At 50.1% G+C, this 23,170-nt stretch carries 20 protein-coding genes; 7 read left to right on the top strand and 13 right to left on the bottom strand.

Features of this window, described 5'->3' with window-relative positions:
• Positions 1–273: 273 nt before the first annotated feature.
• The 3 genes from BFJ94_RS03020 (at position 274) to BFJ94_RS03010 (ending at position 4,205) form a co-directional block, all read left to right on the top strand.
• Entirely contained in the window at positions 274–2,037 is a 1,764-nt protein-coding gene (locus BFJ94_RS03020; RefSeq protein WP_120461064.1) for a DEAD/DEAH box helicase, read from the top strand.
• A 6-nt stretch (positions 2,038–2,043) separates the two neighbouring features.
• Positions 2,044–3,024, top strand: a complete 981-nt coding sequence (locus tag BFJ94_RS03015; RefSeq protein WP_120461062.1) for a YqhG family protein — start codon at positions 2,044–2,046, stop codon at positions 3,022–3,024.
• Between the two features lie 173 nt (positions 3,025–3,197).
• Positions 3,198–4,205 (top strand): hypothetical protein, encoded by a 1,008-nt coding sequence (locus BFJ94_RS03010; protein ID WP_120461060.1) that lies wholly within the window; start codon positions 3,198–3,200, stop codon positions 4,203–4,205.
• Between the two features lie 107 nt (positions 4,206–4,312).
• On the opposite strand, the gene BFJ94_RS03005 is transcribed toward BFJ94_RS03010, so the two are convergent.
• On the bottom strand, positions 4,313–4,567 hold the full coding sequence (locus BFJ94_RS03005) for a YqzE family protein (RefSeq protein WP_120461058.1): 255 nt from the start codon (positions 4,565–4,567) through the stop codon (positions 4,313–4,315).
• Between the two features lie 175 nt (positions 4,568–4,742).
• On the opposite strand from BFJ94_RS03005, the gene BFJ94_RS03000 reads away from it, so the two are divergent.
• Positions 4,743–5,393: an N-acetylmuramoyl-L-alanine amidase family protein gene (locus BFJ94_RS03000; RefSeq protein ID WP_229717101.1), complete on the top strand. Its 651-nt coding sequence runs from the start codon at positions 4,743–4,745 to the stop codon at positions 5,391–5,393.
• Here BFJ94_RS03000 and BFJ94_RS02995 read toward each other — a convergent pair.
• The 4 genes from BFJ94_RS02995 to BFJ94_RS02980 form a co-directional block, all read right to left on the bottom strand.
• Positions 5,380–6,264 carry a divergent polysaccharide deacetylase family protein gene (locus BFJ94_RS02995; RefSeq protein WP_120461054.1) on the bottom strand — a complete coding sequence of 295 codons (885 nt, stop codon included), beginning with the start codon at positions 6,262–6,264 and terminating at the stop codon, positions 5,380–5,382. The two genes, BFJ94_RS03000 and BFJ94_RS02995, sit on opposite strands and share 14 nt — an antisense overlap.
• 32 nt (positions 6,265–6,296) lie before the next feature.
• Positions 6,297–6,815: a putative ABC transporter permease gene (locus BFJ94_RS02990; RefSeq protein ID WP_120461052.1), complete on the bottom strand. Its 519-nt coding sequence runs from the start codon at positions 6,813–6,815 to the stop codon at positions 6,297–6,299.
• Positions 6,816–7,084: 269 nt separating this feature from the next.
• Positions 7,085–9,769, bottom strand: coding sequence for an alpha-mannosidase (locus tag BFJ94_RS02985; protein ID WP_120461050.1), 2,685 nt, complete (start codon positions 9,767–9,769; stop codon positions 7,085–7,087).
• A 99-nt stretch (positions 9,770–9,868) separates the two neighbouring features.
• A complete protein-coding gene (locus BFJ94_RS02980) occupies positions 9,869–11,158 on the bottom strand; it encodes a glycoside hydrolase family 125 protein (RefSeq protein ID WP_120461048.1) in 1,290 nt (429 codons plus the stop codon).
• Between the two features lie 328 nt (positions 11,159–11,486).
• Between BFJ94_RS02980 and BFJ94_RS02975 the strand changes: the two genes are divergently transcribed.
• Both BFJ94_RS02975 and BFJ94_RS02970 read left to right on the top strand, forming a co-directional pair.
• Positions 11,487–12,581: a GntR family transcriptional regulator gene (locus BFJ94_RS02975; RefSeq protein WP_120461046.1), complete on the top strand. Its 1,095-nt coding sequence runs from the start codon at positions 11,487–11,489 to the stop codon at positions 12,579–12,581.
• Between the two features lie 39 nt (positions 12,582–12,620).
• A complete protein-coding gene (locus BFJ94_RS02970) occupies positions 12,621–14,810 on the top strand; it encodes a GH92 family glycosyl hydrolase (RefSeq protein WP_120461044.1) in 2,190 nt (729 codons plus the stop codon).
• A gap of 297 nt (positions 14,811–15,107) precedes the next feature.
• Here the strand turns inward: BFJ94_RS02970 and BFJ94_RS02965 are convergent, their stop codons facing one another.
• The 3 genes from BFJ94_RS02965 to BFJ94_RS02955 form a co-directional block, all read right to left on the bottom strand.
• On the bottom strand, positions 15,108–15,977 hold the full coding sequence (locus BFJ94_RS02965; RefSeq protein ID WP_120465064.1) for an AraC family transcriptional regulator: 870 nt from the start codon (positions 15,975–15,977) through the stop codon (positions 15,108–15,110).
• 140 nt (positions 15,978–16,117) lie between these two features.
• The gene (locus BFJ94_RS02960; protein WP_120461042.1) at positions 16,118–16,843 is read right to left on the bottom strand and encodes a ThuA domain-containing protein; all 726 of its coding nucleotides are present in this window, start codon (positions 16,841–16,843) and stop codon (positions 16,118–16,120) included.
• 214 nt (positions 16,844–17,057) lie between these two features.
• A complete protein-coding gene (locus BFJ94_RS02955) occupies positions 17,058–17,681 on the bottom strand; it encodes a LysE/ArgO family amino acid transporter (protein WP_120461040.1) in 624 nt (207 codons plus the stop codon).
• Between the two features lie 112 nt (positions 17,682–17,793).
• Here BFJ94_RS02955 and BFJ94_RS02950 point away from each other — a divergent pair, with 112 nt between their 5' ends.
• Positions 17,794–19,230, top strand: a complete 1,437-nt coding sequence (locus tag BFJ94_RS02950; RefSeq protein WP_120461038.1) for an aminotransferase-like domain-containing protein — start codon at positions 17,794–17,796, stop codon at positions 19,228–19,230.
• Between the two features lie 26 nt (positions 19,231–19,256).
• Here the strand turns inward: BFJ94_RS02950 and BFJ94_RS02945 are convergent, their stop codons facing one another.
• The 5 genes from BFJ94_RS02945 to BFJ94_RS02925 form a co-directional block, all read right to left on the bottom strand.
• On the bottom strand, positions 19,257–19,544 hold the full coding sequence (locus tag BFJ94_RS02945; protein WP_120461036.1) for an alpha/beta fold hydrolase: 288 nt from the start codon (positions 19,542–19,544) through the stop codon (positions 19,257–19,259).
• A 158-nt stretch (positions 19,545–19,702) separates the two neighbouring features.
• Positions 19,703–20,050 carry a hypothetical protein gene (locus BFJ94_RS02940; protein ID WP_120461034.1) on the bottom strand — a complete coding sequence of 116 codons (348 nt, stop codon included), beginning with the start codon at positions 20,048–20,050 and terminating at the stop codon, positions 19,703–19,705.
• Positions 20,051–20,067: 17 nt separating this feature from the next.
• Complete coding sequence (locus BFJ94_RS02935) at positions 20,068–20,610, bottom strand: helix-turn-helix domain-containing protein (protein WP_120461032.1); 543 nt, start codon at positions 20,608–20,610, stop codon at positions 20,068–20,070.
• A 331-nt stretch (positions 20,611–20,941) separates the two neighbouring features.
• Positions 20,942–21,514 (bottom strand): HDIG domain-containing metalloprotein, encoded by a 573-nt coding sequence (locus BFJ94_RS02930; RefSeq protein WP_162944142.1) that lies wholly within the window; start codon positions 21,512–21,514, stop codon positions 20,942–20,944.
• 41 nt (positions 21,515–21,555) lie between these two features.
• The gene (locus tag BFJ94_RS02925; protein WP_229717100.1) at positions 21,556–22,506 is read right to left on the bottom strand and encodes a carbon-nitrogen hydrolase family protein; all 951 of its coding nucleotides are present in this window, start codon (positions 22,504–22,506) and stop codon (positions 21,556–21,558) included.
• Between the last annotated feature and the right edge of the window lie 664 nt (positions 22,507–23,170).

The following is a 23,170-nucleotide window of genomic DNA, read 5'->3' as shown; positions in this document are numbered from 1 at the left end:
AAATGAATGAAAATACACAACTGGAATTGTTACAATTATATGTACAAATCTCAATATGTTGTGTGCTCATTACATTATACTACACTACATATGGTTGTCACATCGGAGTTTTTTTAAATTTGGGCTATTAAAGCGAATCCTTATCCTCCATACTTCGGATTGCTTCAAATACCTATCTATTTCGGCCCAAGTTATATCCTTTTTGTTTTTCGTCCATACTACCTACAACAACTAGACGATGAAAGCGTCATTCACAAAGGGAGGTACGTCATCATGAACTCTCATCCCCCAAAACCGGACGTTACACATAACATATCCGGTGTTCCGATTGAATTCGACCGGAGCTGGTATGAAGATCTCGATACGAGATTAAATAAAGGCGGCCCATGGGATGATTGGAGATTATTTAATATGGCCATAGAGGCCGAAGCTTCCCTGCTCGTTACCAGTTTTGAAGAGATGCTATGCCTGGGTCACCTCAATCAATTCACCCCGCTTCCGCATCAGATCGATACGGCGCAGAAGGTGATGTTCGAGATGCGCGGCCGGGCTATATTGGCCGATGAAGTGGGCCTCGGCAAGACGATCGAAGCCGGACTGATCCTGAAAGAATATATTATCCGCGGGCTGGTCAAGAGAGCTCTGATTCTCGTTCCCGCCTCGCTGGTTCTGCAATGGGTGAGAGAATTAAACCAGAAGTTCGGTATCCCTGCCGTTGCACAGAAGAAGGAGCATTCCTGGCATAACGATATCGTCGTTGCTTCCATGGATACCGCCAAGCGTGACCCCCATAAGACGATCCTGACCAATTATGAATATGACATGGTCATCGTCGATGAAGCCCATAAATTAAAGAATAAGAAATCGACGAACTACCAGTTCATGCTGCAATTACGCAAAAAATATTGTCTGCTGCTAACCGCAACCCCGATCCAGAATGATCTAAGCGAGTTATTTAATCTGATTACCCTGCTCAAGCCGGGTCAACTGGGAGGACAGAATGACTTCGCAGCTAACTTTGTCGTCGACAAGCGGATTGCCAAGAATGAGCAAGCGCTGAAGGGCGAGCTGTCGAAGGTGCTGATTCGCAACCGCCGCGGCGATGGTCAGCTTAATTTCAAGAAGAGAATCGTACGCAATGTGCATGTCGAGCTCTCCCCGGAGGAGAAGAATCTGTACAATGGTGTAACTTCCTTCATCAAGAACCAGTACCGGGCGGCTGGGGGCGATCTGGGCAGCATGTTCTCACTCGTCACCCTGCAGAGGGAGGTATGCAGCAGCCGTGACGCCGTCTTCGTCACACTGGTGAATCTGGCCAAGAAGCTGGCCCCGGATTCTCCTCTGCGCGACGATATCTGGGACCTGGTCGGCATTATCAAGACGATTCAGGCGAATAGCAAGGCGGAGAAGACACTGCAGCTCATCCGCGAAATGAATGAGAAGGTGATCGTATTCACCGAATATCGGGCCACCCAGGAATATTTATTAAAATATTTCAGCGACCGCAATCTGATCTCCGTTCCTTACCGGGGAGGAATGAACCGCGGCAAGAAGGATTGGATGATGGATCTATTCCGCGGCAAAGCGCAGGTCATGATCGCCACTGAAGCCGGTGGGGAAGGAATCAATCTGCAATTCTGCCACAATATGATCAATTTTGATCTGCCGTGGAATCCGATGCGAGTCGAGCAGCGGATCGGGCGGGTACACCGGCTCGGTCAGCAGAATGACGTGAATATATATAATCTTTCAACCAAGGGCACCATCGAGGAACATATCGTGAAATTGCTGCATGAGAAAATAAATCTGTTCGAGTCGGTCATCGGTCAGTTGGACGTTATTTTGGAACGCTTCGAGAAGAGCGGGTCACTGGAGAAGAGCATCTACCGGCTCCTACTGGAATCGGATAATGACGAGGACATCGCCAAAGGGGTAGACTCGATCGGCAACTCCCTGAATACGATCAAATCGACGCTGAATCTGGAAAATACAGACCAGGAACAGGACGGAAATTTGGAGCAGCTACTTGGAGGTTGACGGCATATGACAATGACGCAAACGCAAATTCAACAGTATGTCATGACCTACCTCGACGTGACAGACTGCCAGATCCTTGAGAAATCCCCTTACCATGTCACCGTAAAACTCTCGCCCCAGGCGGATCGTGATCTGACGAACCGCCCTTATTATTGGGGCTTTATTGAACGCACCGGTGTAGAGCCGGAGACGATGAGCTTCGCCTTTATTTTCGATGCCGAGGCGTATGAAGCGATGCAGGAACGTAAAAATGCGCAAGAAGGCGCCAAGACCACAACTGCTCCCGCCAGCGGTCAGCCCGGCGTTGCCGGGGCAGCCGACGACAGCATACTGGGTCGTTATTTCGGCACGATCCGTCCCCTGCCTGTATTAGGGCCTGGACGGATTCAGAAGGAAGTGCTGACGTTCGGGTGTTCACGCCTCAAGCAGATCTTCGCCGCAGCCAAACAAGGCGGACGCTGCGTCTTCCTGTTCGAGGACCCAGGTCTTCGCCAGCGCACCACACTTTTTCCGGCGACCTACGAGCCCTGGCTCGGGGTCTGCTTTAAGCTGGAGTTCTGCTGCGATATTAAGCGGGAAGAACTGCATTTTATGGGTATCTCCCTGCTGAGCGGACACATCGACGAAGCTTTCTCCAGCCGACTGCAGGGCAAGCAGCTCCTTCCCCGCTTACCGGAGAACGTAAGCATCGAACCCTCCAGCCTTTCTGTCGCCGAAGGCAAGGAAGCTCTTGAAAGAAGACTTCGGGACAAGATCAGCTCCTATGATATCTCCTGGGCGGAAGCTGCATCGGAGCGGCTGAATGACGAGCTGGAGCTCATCGATGCTTACTATAAAGAGCTGCTGAACGACCCTGATGAAGAGCGAAAACAGGAAGCCGCCGCGCAGTATGAATCGAGGCGGGGAGAAATCCGCTGGCAGTACGAGCCGAGAATTGTCGTATCTGTCGTTAACTACGGCATCTTTCACCTACGTTCGCCGCGCTGACTCTGGACCGACCAGGAATAGACGCTTCTCGCTAAAAGGCCGCAAAAATAGAAGCTTGCTGCAGCCTGCCCTTCTGACAGGTTGCAACAGTCTTTTTACGGGCACTCTAGTACAATGGACAAGCAAATAGGATGAAATGCACTTAAATATTTAACAGGGGTGATCTGTGTCTGATGAAGATAAATATCCGCAAACCGATCTCACTTGTACTCAAAATATTGCTATGCACGGGCATACTGCTTCCGGCTGGATTTGAAGCTCAGGTGTTCCTGGCTCGCACGCTGGCTGCCCCGGGCTTATCCGCGTCGATCCATGGGACCGCCCCGACCGAGCTGCAGCGCTTCGCGGAGGATACGATCAAGCGGCTCGCCAAGACCAAGCCATTCGCCCATTGGGAAGGCGCGACGTCAAACATCGAGCCGCTGGGGCCGGGAACGCATAGCTGGCTAGTAACGGTACGCTCTACGAAACAAGATAAATCAACAGGCAACCCGGCTTCTGCCGGATATCTGATCATTTCCGCAACAGAACAAGGCGAGTATAAGCTGATCGAATATGGAAGCGGAGATGACTCCATTTTCTCCCGTTCCGTCCTGGAATCAGGCCTGGATAACATCGGGATGGAGCCTGCTGCGATTCCAGACCATACTATCGTACCGCTCTATGCGGGACCAACACTGGCTGAATGGGGCATCGCGATTAGCAGCAAGGAGGGATTTGCCCATTTTATAAACGCGCTGAACGGGGAAGATTTACCAGAGACACAGCAGAGCTTCGCCCAGCAAGCCGCCAAGTATACCCCTCCTGGCTCAGCCGCCGGGAGCCGCACGATGAAGAAGATCGCACCTGCCGCTCAAGCCGTGCAGACCGCCACCCATTTTGACCCTTATGACAATGTGAAATGGATGACCCGAAAACCGATGGACGTTACTCCAACCTCATTTGCCCGAATTCTCTCTACCGCCAAGCGACTGATCTATGTTTCCTCCGGTGGAGAACGCACTTATTCCGTTCCTTTACCTGTATTCGGTTATCAGCTCTGGGAGCATGCAGCTACGGATACGGCCGTGAGAACCACCGAAGAAGCCGCTTCGATCTATGTGCAGAGTGGCACCGCAGAAGCACCGCGCTGGATCGCCCTTGAAGCCCTGTTGGATGCAGGTAAATTTATCGCCTTTTGAATAGGAAAGCCTCCCCCCTGCCGCGATTCCTGGCGATAGGGGGGAGGCTAATGAAGCGCGGGGCTGCCCATGATCAGGTAGCTTGCGCTAGTTACCATGTTATATAGTTATATGTTTCGAGACGTACCCCTGCGTAACCCCTTGATGCGAAATCCCTTCACGTGCCATTCCCTGGCTCGAATTCGATCGAATGGCATTTGACGCAGCCAGAGCGATATCGAGAACGGAATCATGCCGAACCAGGTCTGCGACCAGCTCTGCTTGCCACGTGAGCGCTCGCGCCTCACCTCTTTCGGCGTCTCCACGTAATCGACCACTCTCTCCGTAATGTATTTAACCAGTTCATCCCCTTTTGCGGCCACTGCTGCCACCTCCCTTTTTCGCGAATTGCCTTCTATGCATAGTTTGCACCATTATGCGGACAAATAAACTTGAATAGATTGCTCCAATAACGTTCAACATAGAAGAAGAAAAACGGAAAGCCTGAAAGGTGAGATCATGAGAAGAAAATTACCTATTCTGCTTGCCGCTGCTCTCATGCTCTTCGGTTTATGGGGCGACTGCAGCCCGGCCTCGGCAGATGTCAAAGATCTGAAATATGCCTTCCCCGAACCGGTCATTCTCATCGATGTCGGACACGGCGGAATTGATGGAGGCACTTCCCATGGAGACATTCTTGAGAAGGATATCAATCTGGATATCAGCCGTAGATTGTATATGATACTGAGAAGTCATGGATATCGTACGATCATGAATCGTACTGGTGATTATGCGCTAAGCGAAGAGAACCGCTGGCTCAAGACAAAATCGCGTCATATCCGGGATCTCGCCCAACGCAAAGAGCTGAGCGAACAGGTTCCCGCTTCCATCGTCGTTAGTATGCACGTCAATTGGGGTCGTAATAAATCCAGGCGCGGCCCGCTAGTACTTCATCAAAATGAAGGACGAAGCGCCTTTCTGGCCACCTCCATTCAGGATTCACTCGACCGGCTCTATAACAGCCAGCGGCTGCCGGAGGTTGGCGAGCCCTTCTATTTGTTAAGACATGTCGATTCTCCTGCGGTAATCGTGGAGACTGGGTTCATCAGTAATGATGAAGACCGCGCCATGCTAACTAGCAAGCGCGGTCAACAGAAAATTGCCGAGGCGATTTACGCCGGTATCGTTCAATTTTTCACGGTAATGTAACACCGAATCCCGGTCTTCCGGGATTTTCTTTTGCCCGGGCTTGCGCCACATCCTGCATCCCTACGAACCGAATGCCCCGCTTCCTCATCTCTGGAATCTGTCGTTTCAAAGCCTCTGCCGTCATCAGTCCTCCAACCCCGACATGCCCGATCGTGACACAGGTTTCCTGCTGCTGAAGCCGCTCCTGTACCTTTCTAAGCTGTGTCGTTACATGGTTTACCGTATGAACATCATCGAGGAAAATATCGTTGTACAGCTGCGGCAGTCCCTTCTCTTCACAAAGCTCACCGACCACCGATCTGTAATTCGTCTTACTATCGACGAAGAATAGGCCATGCTCCTTGCAAACATCCAGAATGACGCCCATAATCCGTTTATCGCCCGTTACTTTCGACCCCATATGGTTGTTAATTCCTACAGCATAAGGGATATTCTTAATCGCTGCCTCCACCTTCTCCCTGACCTCACGATCCGTCATATTCGACAGAATCGCGCCGGGACCGAGCCATTCCGGCTTCCCCTGCTTCGGCTCCATCGGCAGATGGATAATGACATCGTGTCCCTTCTCATGGGCCTTACGGGCATCCCGCTCACTGGTGCGCAAGAATGGCATCACCGCGACCGTCAGCTTCACGGGCAGATCGAGTATTTCATCGGTTCCCTTCATATCGTTGCCGAAATCATCGATAATGATCGCCAGCCGCTGTTTCTTTTCCGTCTCTAACATCCCCGCGGCAGGATTAAGACCTTCAAATACATTCTGCTCTATCGGTGCCTCTAACGCATAGCTTTGAGGACTCATCCCTATCAGTACCATCGTGAGCAATAGCACAGCCGTCACACAACATTTTACTTTTATAAATAGCTTCATTTTATTCTAACGCCTCCATGTCTAATATTTGTTTAGATCAGGTCCGCTTTCCAGGCTTTGCGCCGACTGCGATAGGTCAGCATCATATCCAGCATGAATAGAAGCAATAGCAGCGGTCCGGCTGTCGTCCATAGTTCTGAAATTCGTGCATAGCCATTTTGTATTACCGGGTGAATATACTGCAGAAATACAAAGGACAGACCCCCCCAATACAAGGAGAAACGCAAGCAAATATGACCTGCCAGCTGCAGACGATTATCTGAATAATCCCACCAGCGGCGTCCGAACAGCTTATAGAGCAGCAGTCCGCTCACATATTCAACGATCGTCGGTACCAGCAGACAGAATAGCCACAATAGCGCCCGGTTCTGGACAGCCCCGGATAGCAGTAGCAGAAGCAACGGCGCAAAGCCGTACATCGGTTTGTAAGGACCTTTTAAGTACCCTTCCTTCCAGAACACTCCTGTCGTGAACCAGCTGTACACATTCTCAAGCAGAAAACCGCACAGAGAATAGACGAGGAAATAGAACATCCATTCATTCAGTTCCATACATATCAGCCCTTCTATAGATGTCTTAGTCTTGTGATCACATAAAACTGCCAGGTGTTATCCTTCCTATTATGACTGTCCTTTGTTCGTTTATGCGCGCGGCAAACAGCGGCACCCAATTCCCTTACATTTCCGTTATGGTTGTAATCCGCAAAATAGAGACTGTGATTTCCGTAGGAGCTTTAGAGCTACAAAAAAAGGCTCCCTGACTGCTGCGATAGCAATCAAGGAGCCTGGTTCATATTAGTTCAACATTTTCAGATGCCGCCTTACTTGCTCCAGCTATAGCTCACGATCTCGGCTGGCTTAAGGGTATCTGCCACTTTGGCATCTACTGGCTCTTCCAGCAGATTACAGCGCTGTGGTGTAAGCTCGGCGATCGACAGGCGAAGCGGCTGCTCGGCAACCGTCATATTGAAGCCTCTGGTTATGATCTCGTCCGAATGCTCTTTACGTTTGAAGGCAGTCAGCGCGAAGGCATCTCCTTCGATCTTCATGTATTGATGAGCGGCTGCATATTGTCCCGCATGCTTAGACGTCTGATAAGCGCTGAACGGAATCTGGAAGTTCATCGCTTCATGGTAGGTTCTCAGCTTATCCGCTTCATCGCCATGGAAGGAGACAGCGAATTTAACGGTATGCTCACCTAGACATTGCGCTTCCGGCGTTGGGAAGTAACCCCAGTCGCCGAGCTCGCCTACGGCGCGAAGCAAGGTCAATGCAATCGTTCCATTATCCGCCAGGACCTCGTACTCATTCAATCCGAAGTTAGCTACCGTCACCCCATGCTGTTCGTCATGCACATTGACGAAGGAGTGCTGGTGCTGCGGATTCGTCGGGTTTTCCCAGGCACGGTCTACCTTGTTAGGACGCTGTACCACTTCATAGATGCTCTCCGCTTCATGGTATGCCGCCACAATTCCAGTTGGGAACAGTACGCGCAGGCGGTGATCCTTCATCTGGTTGTTATAGGATGCCTCGAATTGAAGCTGCTTGCTGCCTTTTTGCAACGTAATCTTGGTCGCAATCTTGAATATAGAGGTCTCTTTGGAGCGTCCGGCCTTCCGACCGCGGAATTCGATGACTGCTCTCATCTCTTCATCCAGCAGCTCGTCTGCGGAAACCGGGATTTCCAGTTCCTGTTCCACCAACAATTCTCCCGCGAAGGCATTGGCCGACAGAACCGAGACAACCGCATTCTTCCCAGTAGAGAGAATCGCTCGATCGCCTTCAGGCTGCTTGAAAATATACTCATTACCGATATCGCCGACATTCTCATACACCATCAAGCCCGTGTATTCCTTGCCAGTCTCTTTGTTCAGCACGTTCAGAGAACCGTCCTTCTCCACTTGCACCTTCAGGAATTCGTTCTCAAGCACATGCCCTTGCTCCTTGACGATCGCCTCGCCAGCTTGCAAATCTGCAGCAGAGCCTTCCACTAGCGCGAAGGATTCCCAAGCCATAGCTGGCATTTGCTCCATGAACATACGAACCTTCACATACCGTCCCATATAAGGCTGGCGGAATTTATCCTTAGGAAGATCATAGCCAAAGGTTACCCCTTCATCGATAATTTCAGCGGTAACGGTCTTGCCAGCGGCATTCACAACCGCGAGTTCCGGCAATTTCGTCTCCTTCAGTTCAAAATACAGCTTGGAAGGAGCCCCTTCAGAAAATGGCTTCCTCATCCATTCAATCGTAACCTCAGCTACACCCGTCTTCGCAGAGCCCGCTGTGTTGAAGATCACGAAAGGCTTCGCACCATCAGGGAAAGCGCTGGTGTCGATCTGAGCCATCAATGCCTCAGCCGCTCCATCCGCAACGAATTTACCTACTTCCTTCGCTTTCTTGAAGCGTGTGACCATCTCTTGATGGACATCATCGATGCTGCAGCCGCAGATGCTGTCATGCGGATGGTTCTGCATCAACGTCTTCCACGCATAGCGCAAAGTGTCATGCGGATATTGCTCAGCAATCGTATAAGCCATCGTGGCGAGCGGCTCGGCGATATTCTCCAATTGGCGCTCTACTTCAGTGTTCATCTGCTTCAAGTAGACACGAGCCGAAGACGTATTCGCCAGCGTATACCAGCCATCCGTCTCCTGGCTGGTCAGCTCGCCGGATACCGTGCTTAGTTCCTCTGGCAAATCCGCTCTCAGCGCAGCGATATATTCTTCGAAGCTGCTGTGGACGAACTCGATATCTGGATACAGTTCATTGGCGACCCGGATCGCCGCGGACAGATCCTTCTGTACCGGCTGATGGTCACAGCCATTCATCATCAGCAAATGCTCAGTAGAGGCATATTGCGATGCATCCGCTAGCTTGCGGTCCCAGAACAGCTTGGCTTCTGCCTTGTCCACTGGAATCTCGTTACCGTTACTGTACCAGTTAGCGAACAGCAGACCGAGGATCTTCGAGCCGTCTGGACCTTCCCACCACATCTCGGAGTATTGCGAAGCATATTTCTCATCATTAATTACAACATTGTTGAAGCCCGTCGGCTTCACGCCACGTCCGAAGGCTGCGACATCCAGCCCGGCTTCGCGCATAATCTGCGGTGTCTGCCCCATATTGCCGAACGTATCCGGGAAATAACCGAGCTTCACCGGAGCGCCCCACTTCTTGCTCTCTTCAAATCCGATCAGCATATTGCGTGTATTCGCTTCGCTGCTGATCAGGAAGTCATCCTGCAAAATATAGAACGGGCCGATCTTAAAACGTCCTTCGCGAATATATTTCTCCAGCAGCGGCTTCTTCTCAGGACGGACCTGCACATAGTCGTCGAGAATAATCGTCTGGCCGTCCAGATGGAAGCTCTTGAATTCCGGATCGGTCTCGAACAGCTCCAGCAGATCGTCTACGAGCTGGATCAAGCGCATATGATGCTGCTCATACGGCAGATACCATTCGCGATCCCAGTGGCTGTGAGATACAATGTATACTTTTTTCATTCTGATCGTCTCCTTAATTGAAATACCGCTTATGAATTCGATGCCGAACCCACTTCTTGATTCACTTCGTGATCAAAAGCGGACTTTTCGAACAACCTCTTACTTATCGATACGGATGTCGAAATAATCCATGACCAGCTCGCAGAACATCATATTCGCCCAAGAGAACCATTCTCTCGTATACTTCGTTGGATCATTCACATCAAAGCCTTCATGCATCAGCTTGGTGCCAGCATCACATTCCACCAGCAGATTGAGGATGCGTTCCTTCTCCGCCTTGTCCTCAGTCGTCATTCCCTCCATCGCCAGTGCGATAGGCCATACATAATTCTCCGGCGTATGCGAGCTACCGATCCCCTGCGCATAGCTTCCTTCATAGAAGAACGGGTTCTCGGCACTCAGCAATGTTTTGCGGGTAGCCAGATACAGCGGATCATTGCTGTCGCAATAGCCCAAATATGGAGCTGACAGCAGATTCGGTACGTTCGAATCATCCATAATGCTATAATTCCCTAGTCCGTCCACCTCATAGGCGTATACCGTCTCTCCGCTAGCATTCGTTACCTTGGCATGCTTGTGAAGCCCTTGTTCAATCTCCTCACGCAGCTTGGTAATGCGTGCGATCAAGGAGTCATCCTTCAGGATATCCTCATAAATTTCCCGCAAATAATCAAGAACGACGACAGCGAACATATTGGATGGAACAAGATAGCCATAGCGGCAGGCATCATCGCTCGGACGGAAGCCGGACCAGGTCATGCCGGTAGGGGCAACAGGTGAACCCTTGCCGTCTCTGACCAGCGTATCCTCTAAGCGGGTAGTATCACGCACGAAGGTATATGGCGAACGGTTATGATCCTGCTCGGTCTCCCATACCTCCAATACGTTTTGTACCGCTTGCTGGAATGTATCATTGAACTGCGCCGTGCGTCCAGTTGACTTCCACAACAGATAGCTGAGCTGGAGCGGGTAACAGAGTGAATCGATCTCATACTTGCGCTCCCAGATCCATGGGGTCATTTCCGTATGGTCGGTCTGGTGCCCGGCGTTATTCGCTTCTTCATTAAAAGCATTAGCATAAGGGTCCATATTAATGTACTGCAGCTGACGCTCAACAAGGCCGGCGATCATATCTTCAAGATCGCGATCCTGCTTGGCAATGACAAGATAAGGTCTCACCTGCGCTGTCGAATCCCGCAGCCACATCGCCGGAATATCCCCAGTCAAGAGGAAAGTCGTGCCGTCCGGCTGACGCTTCACCGTTGTCAGCAGCGTATTAGCGAAGCAGGCATTGAAGTTCTCCGCCCAGCGTGCATGCTCTTGGCCACACAGCTCCGTAATTTTGTTCATGAAGCTCTTGACCGATGCTGGAATTTCATTGTACCCCAAAGTAATAGCCTCCTTAGTCTCTCTTAAAATCATAAATCCATATTCCTGATACGGATAATTGATATATCAATTTGTCTTACAAGACCTATTTTATGATATACCATATTATTTGTCTAGCGGTTCCTCTTATATTTTATCAGGCCTGAAAATGGGCATACTTGAGAACCAGGCTACATACCGCAAGACGACTTCTACCTATATCTATTGCCCAAAAGTCGGTTCTATCGTATATTCAACATAATAACTACTATCGCTATACTGCGAATAACATATTCACTTGACATATCAAATTTAAAAATGGTATACCAAATTTAGTGAGGAGAAATTTATGGAACAGATTCCACTATATCAACATATCTTCAACACGCTCAAAGCGAGAATCGAATCCGGAGAGCTGCAGCCCGGGGACCAGCTCCCCACCGAAGCAGAGCTCTCCAGAGAGTTCAAAGTGAGCCGGATTACGTCCAAACGGGCCTTGACGGAGCTGGAAAACGCCAATTTGATCTACCGGGTGCAGGGTAAGGGCAGCTTCGTAAATTCTGACCTTCCTCCTCTCCGCCCTCAGCCCAGGATCGGCAAAGAAATGCTGTTCATTCTGCCATTCACTCACAATCCAGGACTCGGCGACTATGAGAAGGGTATTAATGAATATTTAGCCACCACCGATTACACGTTGAATATCCAATCCAATACGATTATCGGGCAGCGCAAGCTCTTGGAGACGGCATTCCACAACAACAATTCGGGGTTGATCCTGTATCCGGTCAGCAGCAATGAGGATCTCGGCATCCTGTATCAATACTATCAGTCGAAATATCCTCTAGTTACGATGGATAAGATCATCGACGGCATCCCGTTTCCAGCGGTCATCTCTGATAATTTTGATGGCGGATATCAAGCGTGCAAGCACTTGATCGAGAACCATCACCGGAAGATCGCCTTTCTCTCCTCTTCCAGGGTTGAGAAATCCTCGTCCATTCGGGAGCGGTATTTCGGTTATTTGCAAGCGCTGTACGATAATAGTCTGATCGATTATAGCGTGAACGATCTGACGGAGCGTTATTTAACCCATGAGGATGATGACGGCAAGGAATATTACAAGCGGTTCATTCAGGCGATGATGGACAGCGGAGTTACGGGGATTGTGGCCGAGAACGACCTGATCGCCATCGAGATCATGCAGATTGCCAAGGATATGGGCCTGTCCATCCCGGATGACTTCTCGATCGTAGGCTTTGATAATATCCATCTGTCCAGCTTCGTCGAGCCGAAGCTCACTACGATTTCTCAGGATTTTGCGCAAATGGGCTATATGGCTGCGAAGAATCTGGTTGAGATCATTGAAGATCCGCAGAAGCGGCCGCGGGACAATGTGGTCGTACCGATCCAGCTGATCGAACGCCAGACCGTGAAGAAGCTATAATACCTATTCAATCATCAAAAAAATAAAAGGAGAGTCTACATGCTGCATTATATCGATACTAGACAAGGCTCCAACAACAAGCATTCTTATTCGAATGGGAACACACTCCCTTATACAGCCGTACCGTTCGGCATGAATCATTATGTCGTTCAGACGAATGATGAGGGAAGCTGGTTCTTCAATCCGCTGGACCGTGTCTTCCAGGGCTTCCGTCTTACCCATCAACCAAGTCCTTGGATGGGGGATTTCTCCCATTTCCTGATGACACCTATTGCGGATGACAAAATTAGAGGCACCGTCTTCACCTGCCAGAGCTCATACCGGCCGGAAGAGGCCGTCTTCAAGCCGAACTATGTCAAGGTGAAACAGCAGCGTTATAACATTACGAGCGAACTCGTTCCCTCTTGCTATGGAGCTGCCCTGCGCATCCAATACAATTCCCGCCATCAGGCCGGGCTTGTGTTGAATGTGAAGAATATCAGCGAATGGCATCTCGATGCTGCAAATCGTCGTCTTACCGGATATGTTAGTAATTTTGCCGGTTGTCATGATGATCAATTCCGGATGTATGTCGCCATGAGCTTCAGCAAGGAGATCGATCTTGCTACCTCCGGTTACTATGATGAAGAGGGCAAGCTCTATAGCGAGGCATCCGTCAGCGGCAAGGATCGTCACTTCGTGATCCGCTTCAAGGATTGCGAGACCGATGCTCTTCATGTCAAGCTGGCGACTTCCTTCATCAGCAGCGAACAGGCTATGCTTAACCTGAAACGAGAGCTGGAGCTATCGATAGATGAGCTGAAAGACAAGGCTGCGCAAAGCTGGAATCATTATTTGAATAAAATCCAGGTGTCTCATTCCAATGAAGAGTATCTACGCACCTTCTATACCTGCTTGTACCGCATGTTCCTGTTCCCGCAGAAGTTCTATGAGCTCGATGCCAATATGGAGCCGGTGCATTACGATACGACAGCAAGAGCGGTCAAGAAAGGCGTATTATACACGAATAACGGCTTCTGGGATACTTATAAAACCGTCTATCCGCTCTATTCCATCATCGCGCCACAGGAATATGCCGAGATGCTGGAGGGTTATCTGAATTCTTACCGCGAGACCGGCTTCCTGCCGAAATGGTTATCGCCTGATGAGCGCGGCTTGATGCCAGGTACCTTGATCGATGCGGTAATCGCCGATGCCGCGACCAAGGGGATCGGGATGGATATGATGCCTGAGCTGCTGGAAGCGATGTTAACGGCAGCGACGACCCAGAGCGAGCAGAGCTGCTACGGCCGTCAGGGCACATTGGACTACATTAAATATGGCTACGTTCCGAGCAACTATCACGAGAGCGTCAATCACACGCTGGACTATGCCTATAGTGATTATTGCATCAGCCGTGTCGCCGAATTACTCGGTAAGACAGATATCGCTGACAAGTATCGCGAGAGCGCACGGAACTACCGCAACATCTTCGATGCCGAGCTCGGCTTCATGCGGGCGAAGGATCAGAACGGCCAGTTCCGTCCAGACTTCAACGATACGAGCTGGGGACGGGATTATGCCGAAGGCAGCGCCTGGCAGAACGGCTTCGCCGTATTCCAGGACTTCCAAGGGCTGATCGATGCCTATGGCTCGAAGGAGCGCTTCTTCGATAAGCTCACCGAGCTATGCAATAAGGCGCCAGATTTCGATGTGCTCGGCTATGGCTTCGAGATTCATGAGATGAGTGAAATGGCAGCGGTCGATTTCGGGCAAGTGGCCATCTCCAATCAGCCGAGCTTCCACATTCCGTATCTGTTCAATTATGTCGGACAGCCGGCTTCTTCACAGGTCGTGATCAAGCAGATCGTCACGCATCTGTTCAACAGCGGCTTTGACGGATATCCTGGTGACGAGGACAACGGCAGTATGGCAGGCTGGTATGTATTCAGCTCCATGGGCTTCTATCCAGTATCCCCTGGCAGCGGCGAGTACGTGCTCGGCATCCCGCTATTCGATGAGGTGACGATCGAGCTGCCTAACGGCAAGCAGATGCAGATCCATACGGACAACAATAATCCGCAGTCCAACTTCGTATCTCGTGTCAAGCTGGCTGGACAGGATTATACCAAGCTGTACATCACCCATGAAGACATTATTGAAGGCAAGACGCTCGACTTCCGTCTCGGCTTAGCTCCTAGCTACCGCGACTATAAGCCAGAAGAACTTCCTTTCTCGATATCAAAATAGTAACACCAAACAGGGACAGGCTGAATCTAACTCAGCTTGTCCCTGTTTTATTACGCTCCCTATTCTAACGAAACTGTGCATCGCTATTGAGGCCATTTTACGCCTTCTCACTTTCTAACAAAACGTGGTAGCGCTATTTGCTTCATTTAACGCGAATTGGCCGCTTTTTCTCCCTAATAACGATATGGTGTTTCGTTACATTTCCCACGGCCTCATTTTTGCCTAAATAGCGTGTCTCAGTTTCGTTAGCTGTTAGCTGTGTCCCCAGCTGTGGCGGTCGCACCCCAGGCTCTAGCTTCACTCTTTTCCAGCCAGTGTCTTCCTATATTTCAGCGGTGAGAGCCCCGTAGCCTCCTTGAATAAATGGTGAAAGGTCTTCACACTGCCGAAGCCCGAGGCTTCGGCGACATCAGCCATCGAGCCTTCCTCGGTTAGCAGCAGCCATTTGGCCTTATTCAAGCGGTATTCATTCAAGAATGTAATGAAATTCTTACCTGTATTCTTCTTGAACAGTCGGCTGAAATAGAACGGATCGAAGCCCATATACTCCGCCACTTCCTTCAGTGTGACCGATTCCTGATAATGCTCCTCCACATAGGAGAAGACCCGCTCCAGCTGCTCTAGCGTCTCACGCGACTGGATATTCCCGTTACTGGCGTACTCGGCCATTTCATTGCGAGGAATATCCCTGAATATCATCGGCAGCATTTCAAATAACCGGGCCTTAACCATATACATATAGCCTTCCTGACGCGCTATATTCTCTTCATGCATGTCCTGCACCAACGCCCGCATCCGCTCCGCCACAGGCTCAGGCCACTTCCAGCTCGAATGCTCCATCTTCATGAAGGAATCACTGATCGATTTTTTGCGTTCCGCATCGGTGGATGAATCATAGAACAGGCTCAGATCAAATTGAATGACGATCCGCTCGCCATCGGGCGCGGCCAGGAAATAATGAACATCCCCGCCTGCGATGAACTGAATCTGGCCTGCATGCATTCGAATCGGAACATCGTTAATGCCCAGCTCGAAGCTCCCTTTTGTCACATATATAATCTCGATCTCTTTGTGCCAGTGCGGGTAGCATAACCCGGTGCCAAGATCAATAAAGCTCCTGAACGAAAAATCCTTGTTCAATTCCGGAAGTTCCAAATAAATGCTCACAATCATCCCTCGTACTCTCGGTTGTCTTAGACTCACTGACTATATTAGACAATATGATATAGGTTGTAAACCAGCACAAAAAGGACGGGACCCGCGATATTCACGCGAGGCCCGCCCGTTAGCTTCCTATAAATCCCTGATTAATTCTTCTTGCTGATCTTCTCCAGTGCTTCGGAATGGCCATAGACCGGATAATCACGTTTCACTGGCGCACACCAGCGCACACCGTTAATGATCACCTTCTGAATGTCTGGATGGTAATATGTTGGATGTGTCTCATGACCTGGCTGGAAGTAGAAAATCTTCCCGTTACCACGGCGATAAGTCGAACCGCTCGGGAATACATTACCGCCCTCGAACCAGCCGACGAAGATCAGTTCCTCCGGTGCCGGTACATCGAAATGAGCGCCATACATTTCTTCCTGCTCCAGCTCGATATATTCACCGATACCTTCCGCAATCGGATGGCTCGGGTCCATGACCCACAGACGCTCACGCTCATTCGCTTCACGCCATTTCAAATCGCAGCTCGTACCCATCAGCTTCATGAAGATCTTCGACATATGCGCCGAATGCAGTACGATAAGCCCCATACCGCGCAGAACATGACGATGCACCCGATCTACAATTTCATCGCTGACTTCCTGATGGGCAACATGTCCCCACCAGATCAGTACATCAGTATCTTTAAGCACTTCCTCAGTCAGTCCATGCTCCGGCTGTTCCAATGTCGCTGTCTTTACTTCCATACCTGCTTCCTTCAAGAAGCTGGCCAATTGACCGTGAATTCCTTCTGGATATACTTCGCGGACCTTAGCGTCCGTCTGCTCATGTCGATATTCATTCCATACCGTTACTCTAGTCATTGCTCGATTCCTCCTGCCCATTCAGCCCAGAATTGTTCTGTCCATACTATAAATTCTGTGACGTGTCTATATGTCTATCATACAGAACACCTAGGCTGTTTTCTTCCTACCGTTTGTTCTATTATTCCTGAATTTTGTCTTCCAGATTTTTGCTTGCTCTAGCAGATCATTCGGATTGTCAGATTACTAGTATCATATGCTCCTTAGAGCATGCTTAGCTTGGACTCCAACCCATGAGGTCAAGCAACAGCCAGACCGCCGTGAGCCAGACGAAGACGGCTGAGCATTTATTGATGATAACGAGGATTCTTCCCGTTCCATCAAGCTGCTTCAATAGCCGTCCGGCGATGGTCAGGGCGAGGAACCAGCACCATGAGACCAGGATGCAAGCAGCCGTGAACCCTAGCTTGTCAGCCGCCGTATAACGCAGCGCGCTCGTTCCAATCACGCCGATCGTATCCAGAATGGCATGGGGATTTAATAGGGAGACTGAGAGAGCGAAGAGAATCTGCTCTTTGACAGATAGTCCACCTCGATTGGGGCTGTGCCCTGCCTCCGGCTTCGTTCTCCATAAGGAATATCCCATATACCCGAGAAAAACAATCCCCCCGCATATCAGCGTGATCCGAAGCCATTCCACCTCTCCTACAATAACCGATAGACCCAGCACAGCGAGCAAAATAAGCAATGTATCGCTGACCGCCGCAGTGATCGCAGCCGGCAGTGCCTTCCGCAACGCTGGCTGCTCTGCGCCTTGAGTAAATACGAAGATGTTCTGAACGCCCAGCGGCAAAATAAGACCGAAGGCGAGTACCGCGCCATGGATGAAAGCCTGCAATTTTGATGTCCTCCACTCTTTTTCTTTCTATTATAAATATGGTATACATAATAGGAACGACCAATTGGATGGCAAGGAAACCAACCAATTTAAAGAATGGAGTTGTACGCCTATGAAATGGCTGCCAAACCGCCACTCTCATCTGACCATACATCAGCAAATCATAGATTGGATCAAGCAGCGCATTCAAAGCGGTGAATGGCCGATCCATACGAAGCTTCCGCCGCAGAGAAAAATGGCCGAAGCTATGGGGGTTAACCGCAGCACCATCGTTAATGCGATTGAAGAACTGGTGGCCGATGGAATATTGTCTGCGCGAGTCGGCGATGGAACCTATGTATCCAACAATAGCTGGAATGTGCTGGTGAAGAGCAATCATCCGGATTGGGAGAAGCATATCTCCTCCAGCATTTATGAACCGAATTTCCAGACGATCCAGCTTATTAATGAATATGAGCAGCGGGAGGATATCATCCGGCTAGGAACCGGGGAACTATCCCCAGAGCTACTGCCGACAGCAGCCCTGCAGCGCTCGCTGCAGGACATCTCGCTCACCGCCCGGGATATCGGCTACTCTGAACCGAAGGGGAGCAGACCGCTGCGTCATGCTCTCAGCAGATATGCCATCCAGAGGGGAATTCACGTCACACCCGACAGTATTATGATCGTATCCGGCGCGCTGCAGGCTCTGCAGTTAATTTCGCTAGGTTTGCTGGAGCCGGGCTCGACCGTTTTTCAGGAATCCCCCTCCTACTTAAACTCAGTCCGTCCCTTCCAGTCTGCGGGAATGAGAATCATCTCCTTGGAAAGAGGGGAGCGGGATAACCATTGGCTTGAGCAAATCAGAGCTATGAAAGGCAAAAAACAATCCCTGTTCTATACTGTACCGACATTGCATAATCCGACCGGTTCAATCATGAGCCTGGAGGAACGCCGGGAGCTGCTGCAAATAGGCGCCGCCCAGCAAATTCCCATCATCGAAGATGATGTGTATCACGAGCTGGCATTCGGTGAGATCCCGCCGGCGCTTAAATCTCTGGATACCTCCGGCCAAGTGCTCTATATCGGCAGCATGTCCAAGACTTTAAGCCCTGGCCTGCGCATCGGCTGGGTCATCGCTCCCGAGCCAGTCATCGACAGGCTGGCGGACATCAAGATGCAGACCGATTACGGGTCAAGCGCATTCTCGCAGCAGATCGCCAGGCATTGGCTGGAATCGGGGCTGTATGAGCAACATATCGTTCAGCTGCGGGGACAGCTTAAGCAGAGAGCCGACTTCGTTACGGGAATTTTGCGGAGCCGTTTCAGCCGCATCGCTACCTGGCATGAGCCGACAGGCGGATTCTACATCTGGCTGCGTCTCCATGAGCCGCTGGTGAACAAAGCCCTGTTCCTCAAGCTCATGAAGCAGAAGGTACTCATTAATCCAGGGTATATATACGATGCCAAGGATTTTCACCATATCCGCCTCTCTTACGCCTACGCCAGCTTTGAACAGCTAGAGACAGGCCTGAACCTTCTATATGGAGCTATTGTGGAAGGAACATAAGGAACATAGTCTTTTAACGGATTACTCTACATTCCTGGAAAAGATAATCTGACCGTAGGCCGGATAAGTTGGCGGATGAGAGCATTCGGTCTGACCAGCGCGCTATTGAGAAGGGCAACAGCGACTAGATCCGGTCTCATGCTTAATAGTTGAATGATAACTTGAGCACCTAAAGAAAACCCGATCAGGATGACTTCGCTTCCCTCGGGCTTTCCCGCCGCTTTTTCCTCGATGAGCTGAATTAATCGGTCCGCACTGTCCTGTATTGAGAAGGGGATATCCTTACTCGCCCCATGTCCGGGTAGATCTGGCATCCCACATCCACCCGCTCACTCCGCCGCCATGCAAAAACAGCAGCAGGGAAGCCCTTTTATCACCGTATTCTTTATAATGCAGCACTAAACATCTCACCTGCTTTTTATAGATTTTACGGCATGATCAAGCACCCTACACCCTACCATGCCGCTTCATATCATGAACAGCGTGCCCGAATATCGTTCGCCAGTTGCTCAGGAGCTTCGCTCTCCAACACGATTTTATCGAATTCAGCCCCCTTGAGGCTGAGAATGACGACTTGATGAGCATTGTGATAGGATAGGAAATATTTCTCCCCATGGATTACAAAGCTCCCCGCCTTATAACCCATTGTCGTAATCCCTGTTCTTCTTACCGCGGTCAAAGGAAACTCGAAGCTGCCCGTCTGCACATTCACGATCGAAGCATAGGGGATTTTAAGCTCTTTTTTCAAAATAGCGTAGACTTCCATACCCGAAATCTTCACACTTAACTCACGTTCACCTAACACGACTTGCATACCCATTATGGCTCTCCTCCTCTTTAAGTTGGCTCCGATTTCTGCGGAATGAACATGCCGGCAAATAGGCGCGGCTTCCGCTCTGGCGCTGGCTTATTATCCATGACTTTCTCCAGGCATTGGTTAATGGCTTGAATAAGCTCTATGAATTCCTCATCACTCGCATGGAACGGTGTCGACCAATATCCGAACCCATCTGCTTTGTACTGATCGGGCGGCGTATTCGACAGATATGTGGTTGCTAATTGCAGCAAATTACCGTGGAATACGGAAAAATAACGGATGTGGTCCTCAATCGAAGTCGTTTCAATCTCATTTTCGGGAATCTTCAGGTTATCTTCTTTTACCGCAAATAGCCGTTCTTCCGTCCCTTTGACCTTTTTCGTGTCGGCGATCTCGATCAACTCCGCTTTCAGCAGAAGATTGACATGTCGATATAAAGTGGCTTGGGGCACATCGCCCAGCAATGCGGCAAGCTGAGCTATCGTTAGCGGTTTGCCTAACAGCAATTGTTGGATAATGCGCATACGTACGGGATGAAGTAATAGATCGGCCTTTTTAGTCATTGTACTGCTCCTTAACCATTATCATTTTATAAAATGATAATAACATGATCGACCGCTAGCGTAAATAGGGCAAGTGACATGGGAAAAGGGAAGCCCTAAGAGCTCGGGCCTCCCTTTATTCTAACGAAACAGGGGATCGCTATTTGCGCCGAAAAGGGCGGCTGAGAAATGTAACGAAACTGGAGATCGTTCTTCAGCTGGTTTAATGGATTTGGAGTCGAATTTAACCCGATTAGCGATATAGTGTTTCGTTAATTTTTATTTATCGCTGTTTTAGCGAAAATAACGATATGGTGTTTCGTTAGAGCTCCAGCTCCGTTCCGCAGGATCACTACAGCTTACTGCCCACACTGCTGAGGAAAAATTTCAGCGTGTCCTCCCTTTGCGGCAAGAGAGCCTTCACCTTCTGCTCGGAATGCGCCAGCAGATCAGAGAGTTGCAGCTCCAGCAAAGGCAGCACCAGATCTATGCCTATTTTACCCGTAATATCGTCCATGCTCTCCGGGCTCGGGAATAATGCAGTATCATGGTATTTGACGAGCATGCCGACCTCCCGCCGAATCATATCGTCGAAGCCGAGACGCTGCAGGATGAAATCTCCCAGAATGACGCTGATCTCTTCATGCCCCTTGAAGCTGTCTACACCATCTCGTGTGACCTTCGTGTAAGGCTTGCCGATATCATGGAATAATGCGGCCAGCTTCAAGACGAGATTCTTCCTTACTCCATCCACCACCTCGTAAGTATGAAGTAGCACTGGCAGACGATGTGCCGGCATATTCTGCGCACACGCTTTGCAGACGATCAGCTCCGGCACGATCGATAGCAGCTCTTCTTCCACCAAGGCGATGTCATCCGTCGTCAGCAGGATCGTCTCCAACCGTTCTCTCAAGCTATTGTTCACTCTCTCCATCCCCTTTTTCATGCTTCATGCTATATAGATGTCTACTGATTTCTCCGTACAATGTCCTGCTTCGTCGCATTCACGATTAATTGAAAGACGTCCGGGCGACTGTAATGTCCGACCGCATCAAAGTCAAATCGGCTCCGCGCAATTTCGGACAGATCCAGCGTAGCCACGAGCATCCCTTCCTGGTCATACAGCGGCTCGACGACATAATCACCTAACGGGCCGACAATCGCGCTTCCCCCTCTACTGAGAACATCCGGATCTTGCTCGAGATCCGAATAGTAGGCCAGATCCGCTGGATAGGATTCCTTGGTCGCGAACTGATTGCAGGAGAGGACAAAGCAGCGACCTTCGCAGGCAATATGGCGAATCGTCGCCTGCCAGGAATCCCGCGCATCCGCCGTCGGGGCAACATAAATATCAACGCCTTGGGCATACATGGCTGTCCGCGCCAGCGGCATATAATTTTCCCAGCAGATCAGTCCACCTACTCTGCCGAACGGAGTGTCGATCACCGTCAACGTGCTGCCATCGCCTTGGCCCCATAGTAGCCGCTCGGAGCCGGTAGGAACCAGCTTACGATGCTTGCCTAGCAGCTTGCCATCAGGCCCGATATAGATGACCGTGTTGAATAAGGTGCCTGTGCTGAACTCCTGATCACGCTCCACGACACCGATGACGAGATGAACTCCCCATTCCTTGGCCCATTCGCCGATCTGCTTCGTCTCGTCCCCCGGAACAGTGATGGCGCTGGACCAATAGCGCTCCCAATCCTTCCTCCCACCGGCAGTGCGGCTTCCGATACGTGCTCCGAAGCTCAGACCGCGCGGGTATCCGGGCAGGAATACTTCCGGGAAGATAATCAGCTCCGCCCCCTGTTCAACTGCTTCCTTCGTCATCTTGGCTATCTTGTCCATGGCGGACTGCTTATCGAACAAGATCGGCGCGGCTTGGACGACCGCTACTTTCACACGCCGATTTCTCACTTTATCATCCCTCTCTATTATGGAGTGCAACACTGGATTGAGGTACCGAACCTTGAACATTATGATAGAAGAGACTGGATCAAAATGAACCCTCCAATAGAGCACGAATTGTAACCATCCAATTTACGGTTTGTGCAGCCATCCACTCGGCATTAGATACTCTATTCACGATATTCGTTATACTGGGCCTACTGGCGGTTACTCGGCAAACAGTGATTTGGAGCGCCACCTCTTCAAAGGTAAATTCCTGCAGAAATGCAGGCTTTTGAAAAGCACTGACAAATTGGGCAAGTCTGGCAAATCTCCTGGAGCTCTAACGAAACTCCATATCGTTATTCGAGTCAAATCAGCCCCCATTCAAATCTAATGAAACACCATATTGCTATTCGGGTCAAAACCTGCCGTTTGGCCCCTTTTTTGCTGCAATAGCGATACATAGTTTCGTTTAGAATTTGAAATCGCTCCTTTTGTGGCAAATAGCGATATGTAGTTTCGTTACAATCAGAGTAGTCTCTATTTCGCGGGCAGCACCAGCCAATTTATCGCCTCAAGACCCGTTCATGTTCAAAGAATCGCAAAACAATTGTCAAGGTTACGATGAAAAGCGGCCCATTCACACCGAAGATCAGTGGTATGATGAAAATCACAATAAAGCGTGAATTAC

The organism is Paenibacillus aceti (assembly GCF_003614185.1).
In the GTDB taxonomy this organism is placed as follows: Bacteria; Bacillota; Bacilli; order Paenibacillales; family Paenibacillaceae; genus Fontibacillus; species Fontibacillus aceti.
Note: the sequence above shows the minus strand (reverse complement) of the source record. Positions and strands in the feature narration are given on the sequence as shown.

Coding starts and splice junctions, on each gene's coding strand:
- BFJ94_RS03015 (WP_120461062.1), top strand. CDS start 2,044: ATGACAATGACGCAAACGCAAATTCAACAGTATGTCATGACCTACCTC.
- BFJ94_RS02975 (WP_120461046.1), top strand. CDS start 11,487: ATGGAACAGATTCCACTATATCAACATATCTTCAACACGCTCAAAGCG.
- BFJ94_RS02940 (WP_120461034.1), bottom strand. CDS start 20,050: ATGGGTATGCAAGTCGTGTTAGGTGAACGTGAGTTAAGTGTGAAGATT.
- BFJ94_RS02990 (WP_120461052.1), bottom strand. CDS start 6,815: ATGGAACTGAATGAATGGATGTTCTATTTCCTCGTCTATTCTCTGTGC.
- BFJ94_RS02995 (WP_120461054.1), bottom strand. CDS start 6,264: ATGAAGCTATTTATAAAAGTAAAATGTTGTGTGACGGCTGTGCTATTG.
- BFJ94_RS02970 (WP_120461044.1), top strand. CDS start 12,621: ATGCTGCATTATATCGATACTAGACAAGGCTCCAACAACAAGCATTCT.
- BFJ94_RS03010 (WP_120461060.1), top strand. CDS start 3,198: ATGAAGATAAATATCCGCAAACCGATCTCACTTGTACTCAAAATATTG.
- BFJ94_RS02945 (WP_120461036.1), bottom strand. CDS start 19,544: ATGCCAGATCTACCCGGACATGGGGCGAGTAAGGATATCCCCTTCTCA.
- BFJ94_RS03020 (WP_120461064.1), top strand. CDS start 274: ATGAACTCTCATCCCCCAAAACCGGACGTTACACATAACATATCCGGT.
- BFJ94_RS03000 (WP_229717101.1), top strand. CDS start 4,743: ATGCTCTTCGGTTTATGGGGCGACTGCAGCCCGGCCTCGGCAGATGTC.
- BFJ94_RS02985 (WP_120461050.1), bottom strand. CDS start 9,769: ATGAAAAAAGTATACATTGTATCTCACAGCCACTGGGATCGCGAATGG.
- BFJ94_RS02935 (WP_120461032.1), bottom strand. CDS start 20,610: ATGACTAAAAAGGCCGATCTATTACTTCATCCCGTACGTATGCGCATT.
- BFJ94_RS02950 (WP_120461038.1), top strand. CDS start 17,794: ATGAAATGGCTGCCAAACCGCCACTCTCATCTGACCATACATCAGCAA.
- BFJ94_RS02960 (WP_120461042.1), bottom strand. CDS start 16,843: ATGACTAGAGTAACGGTATGGAATGAATATCGACATGAGCAGACGGAC.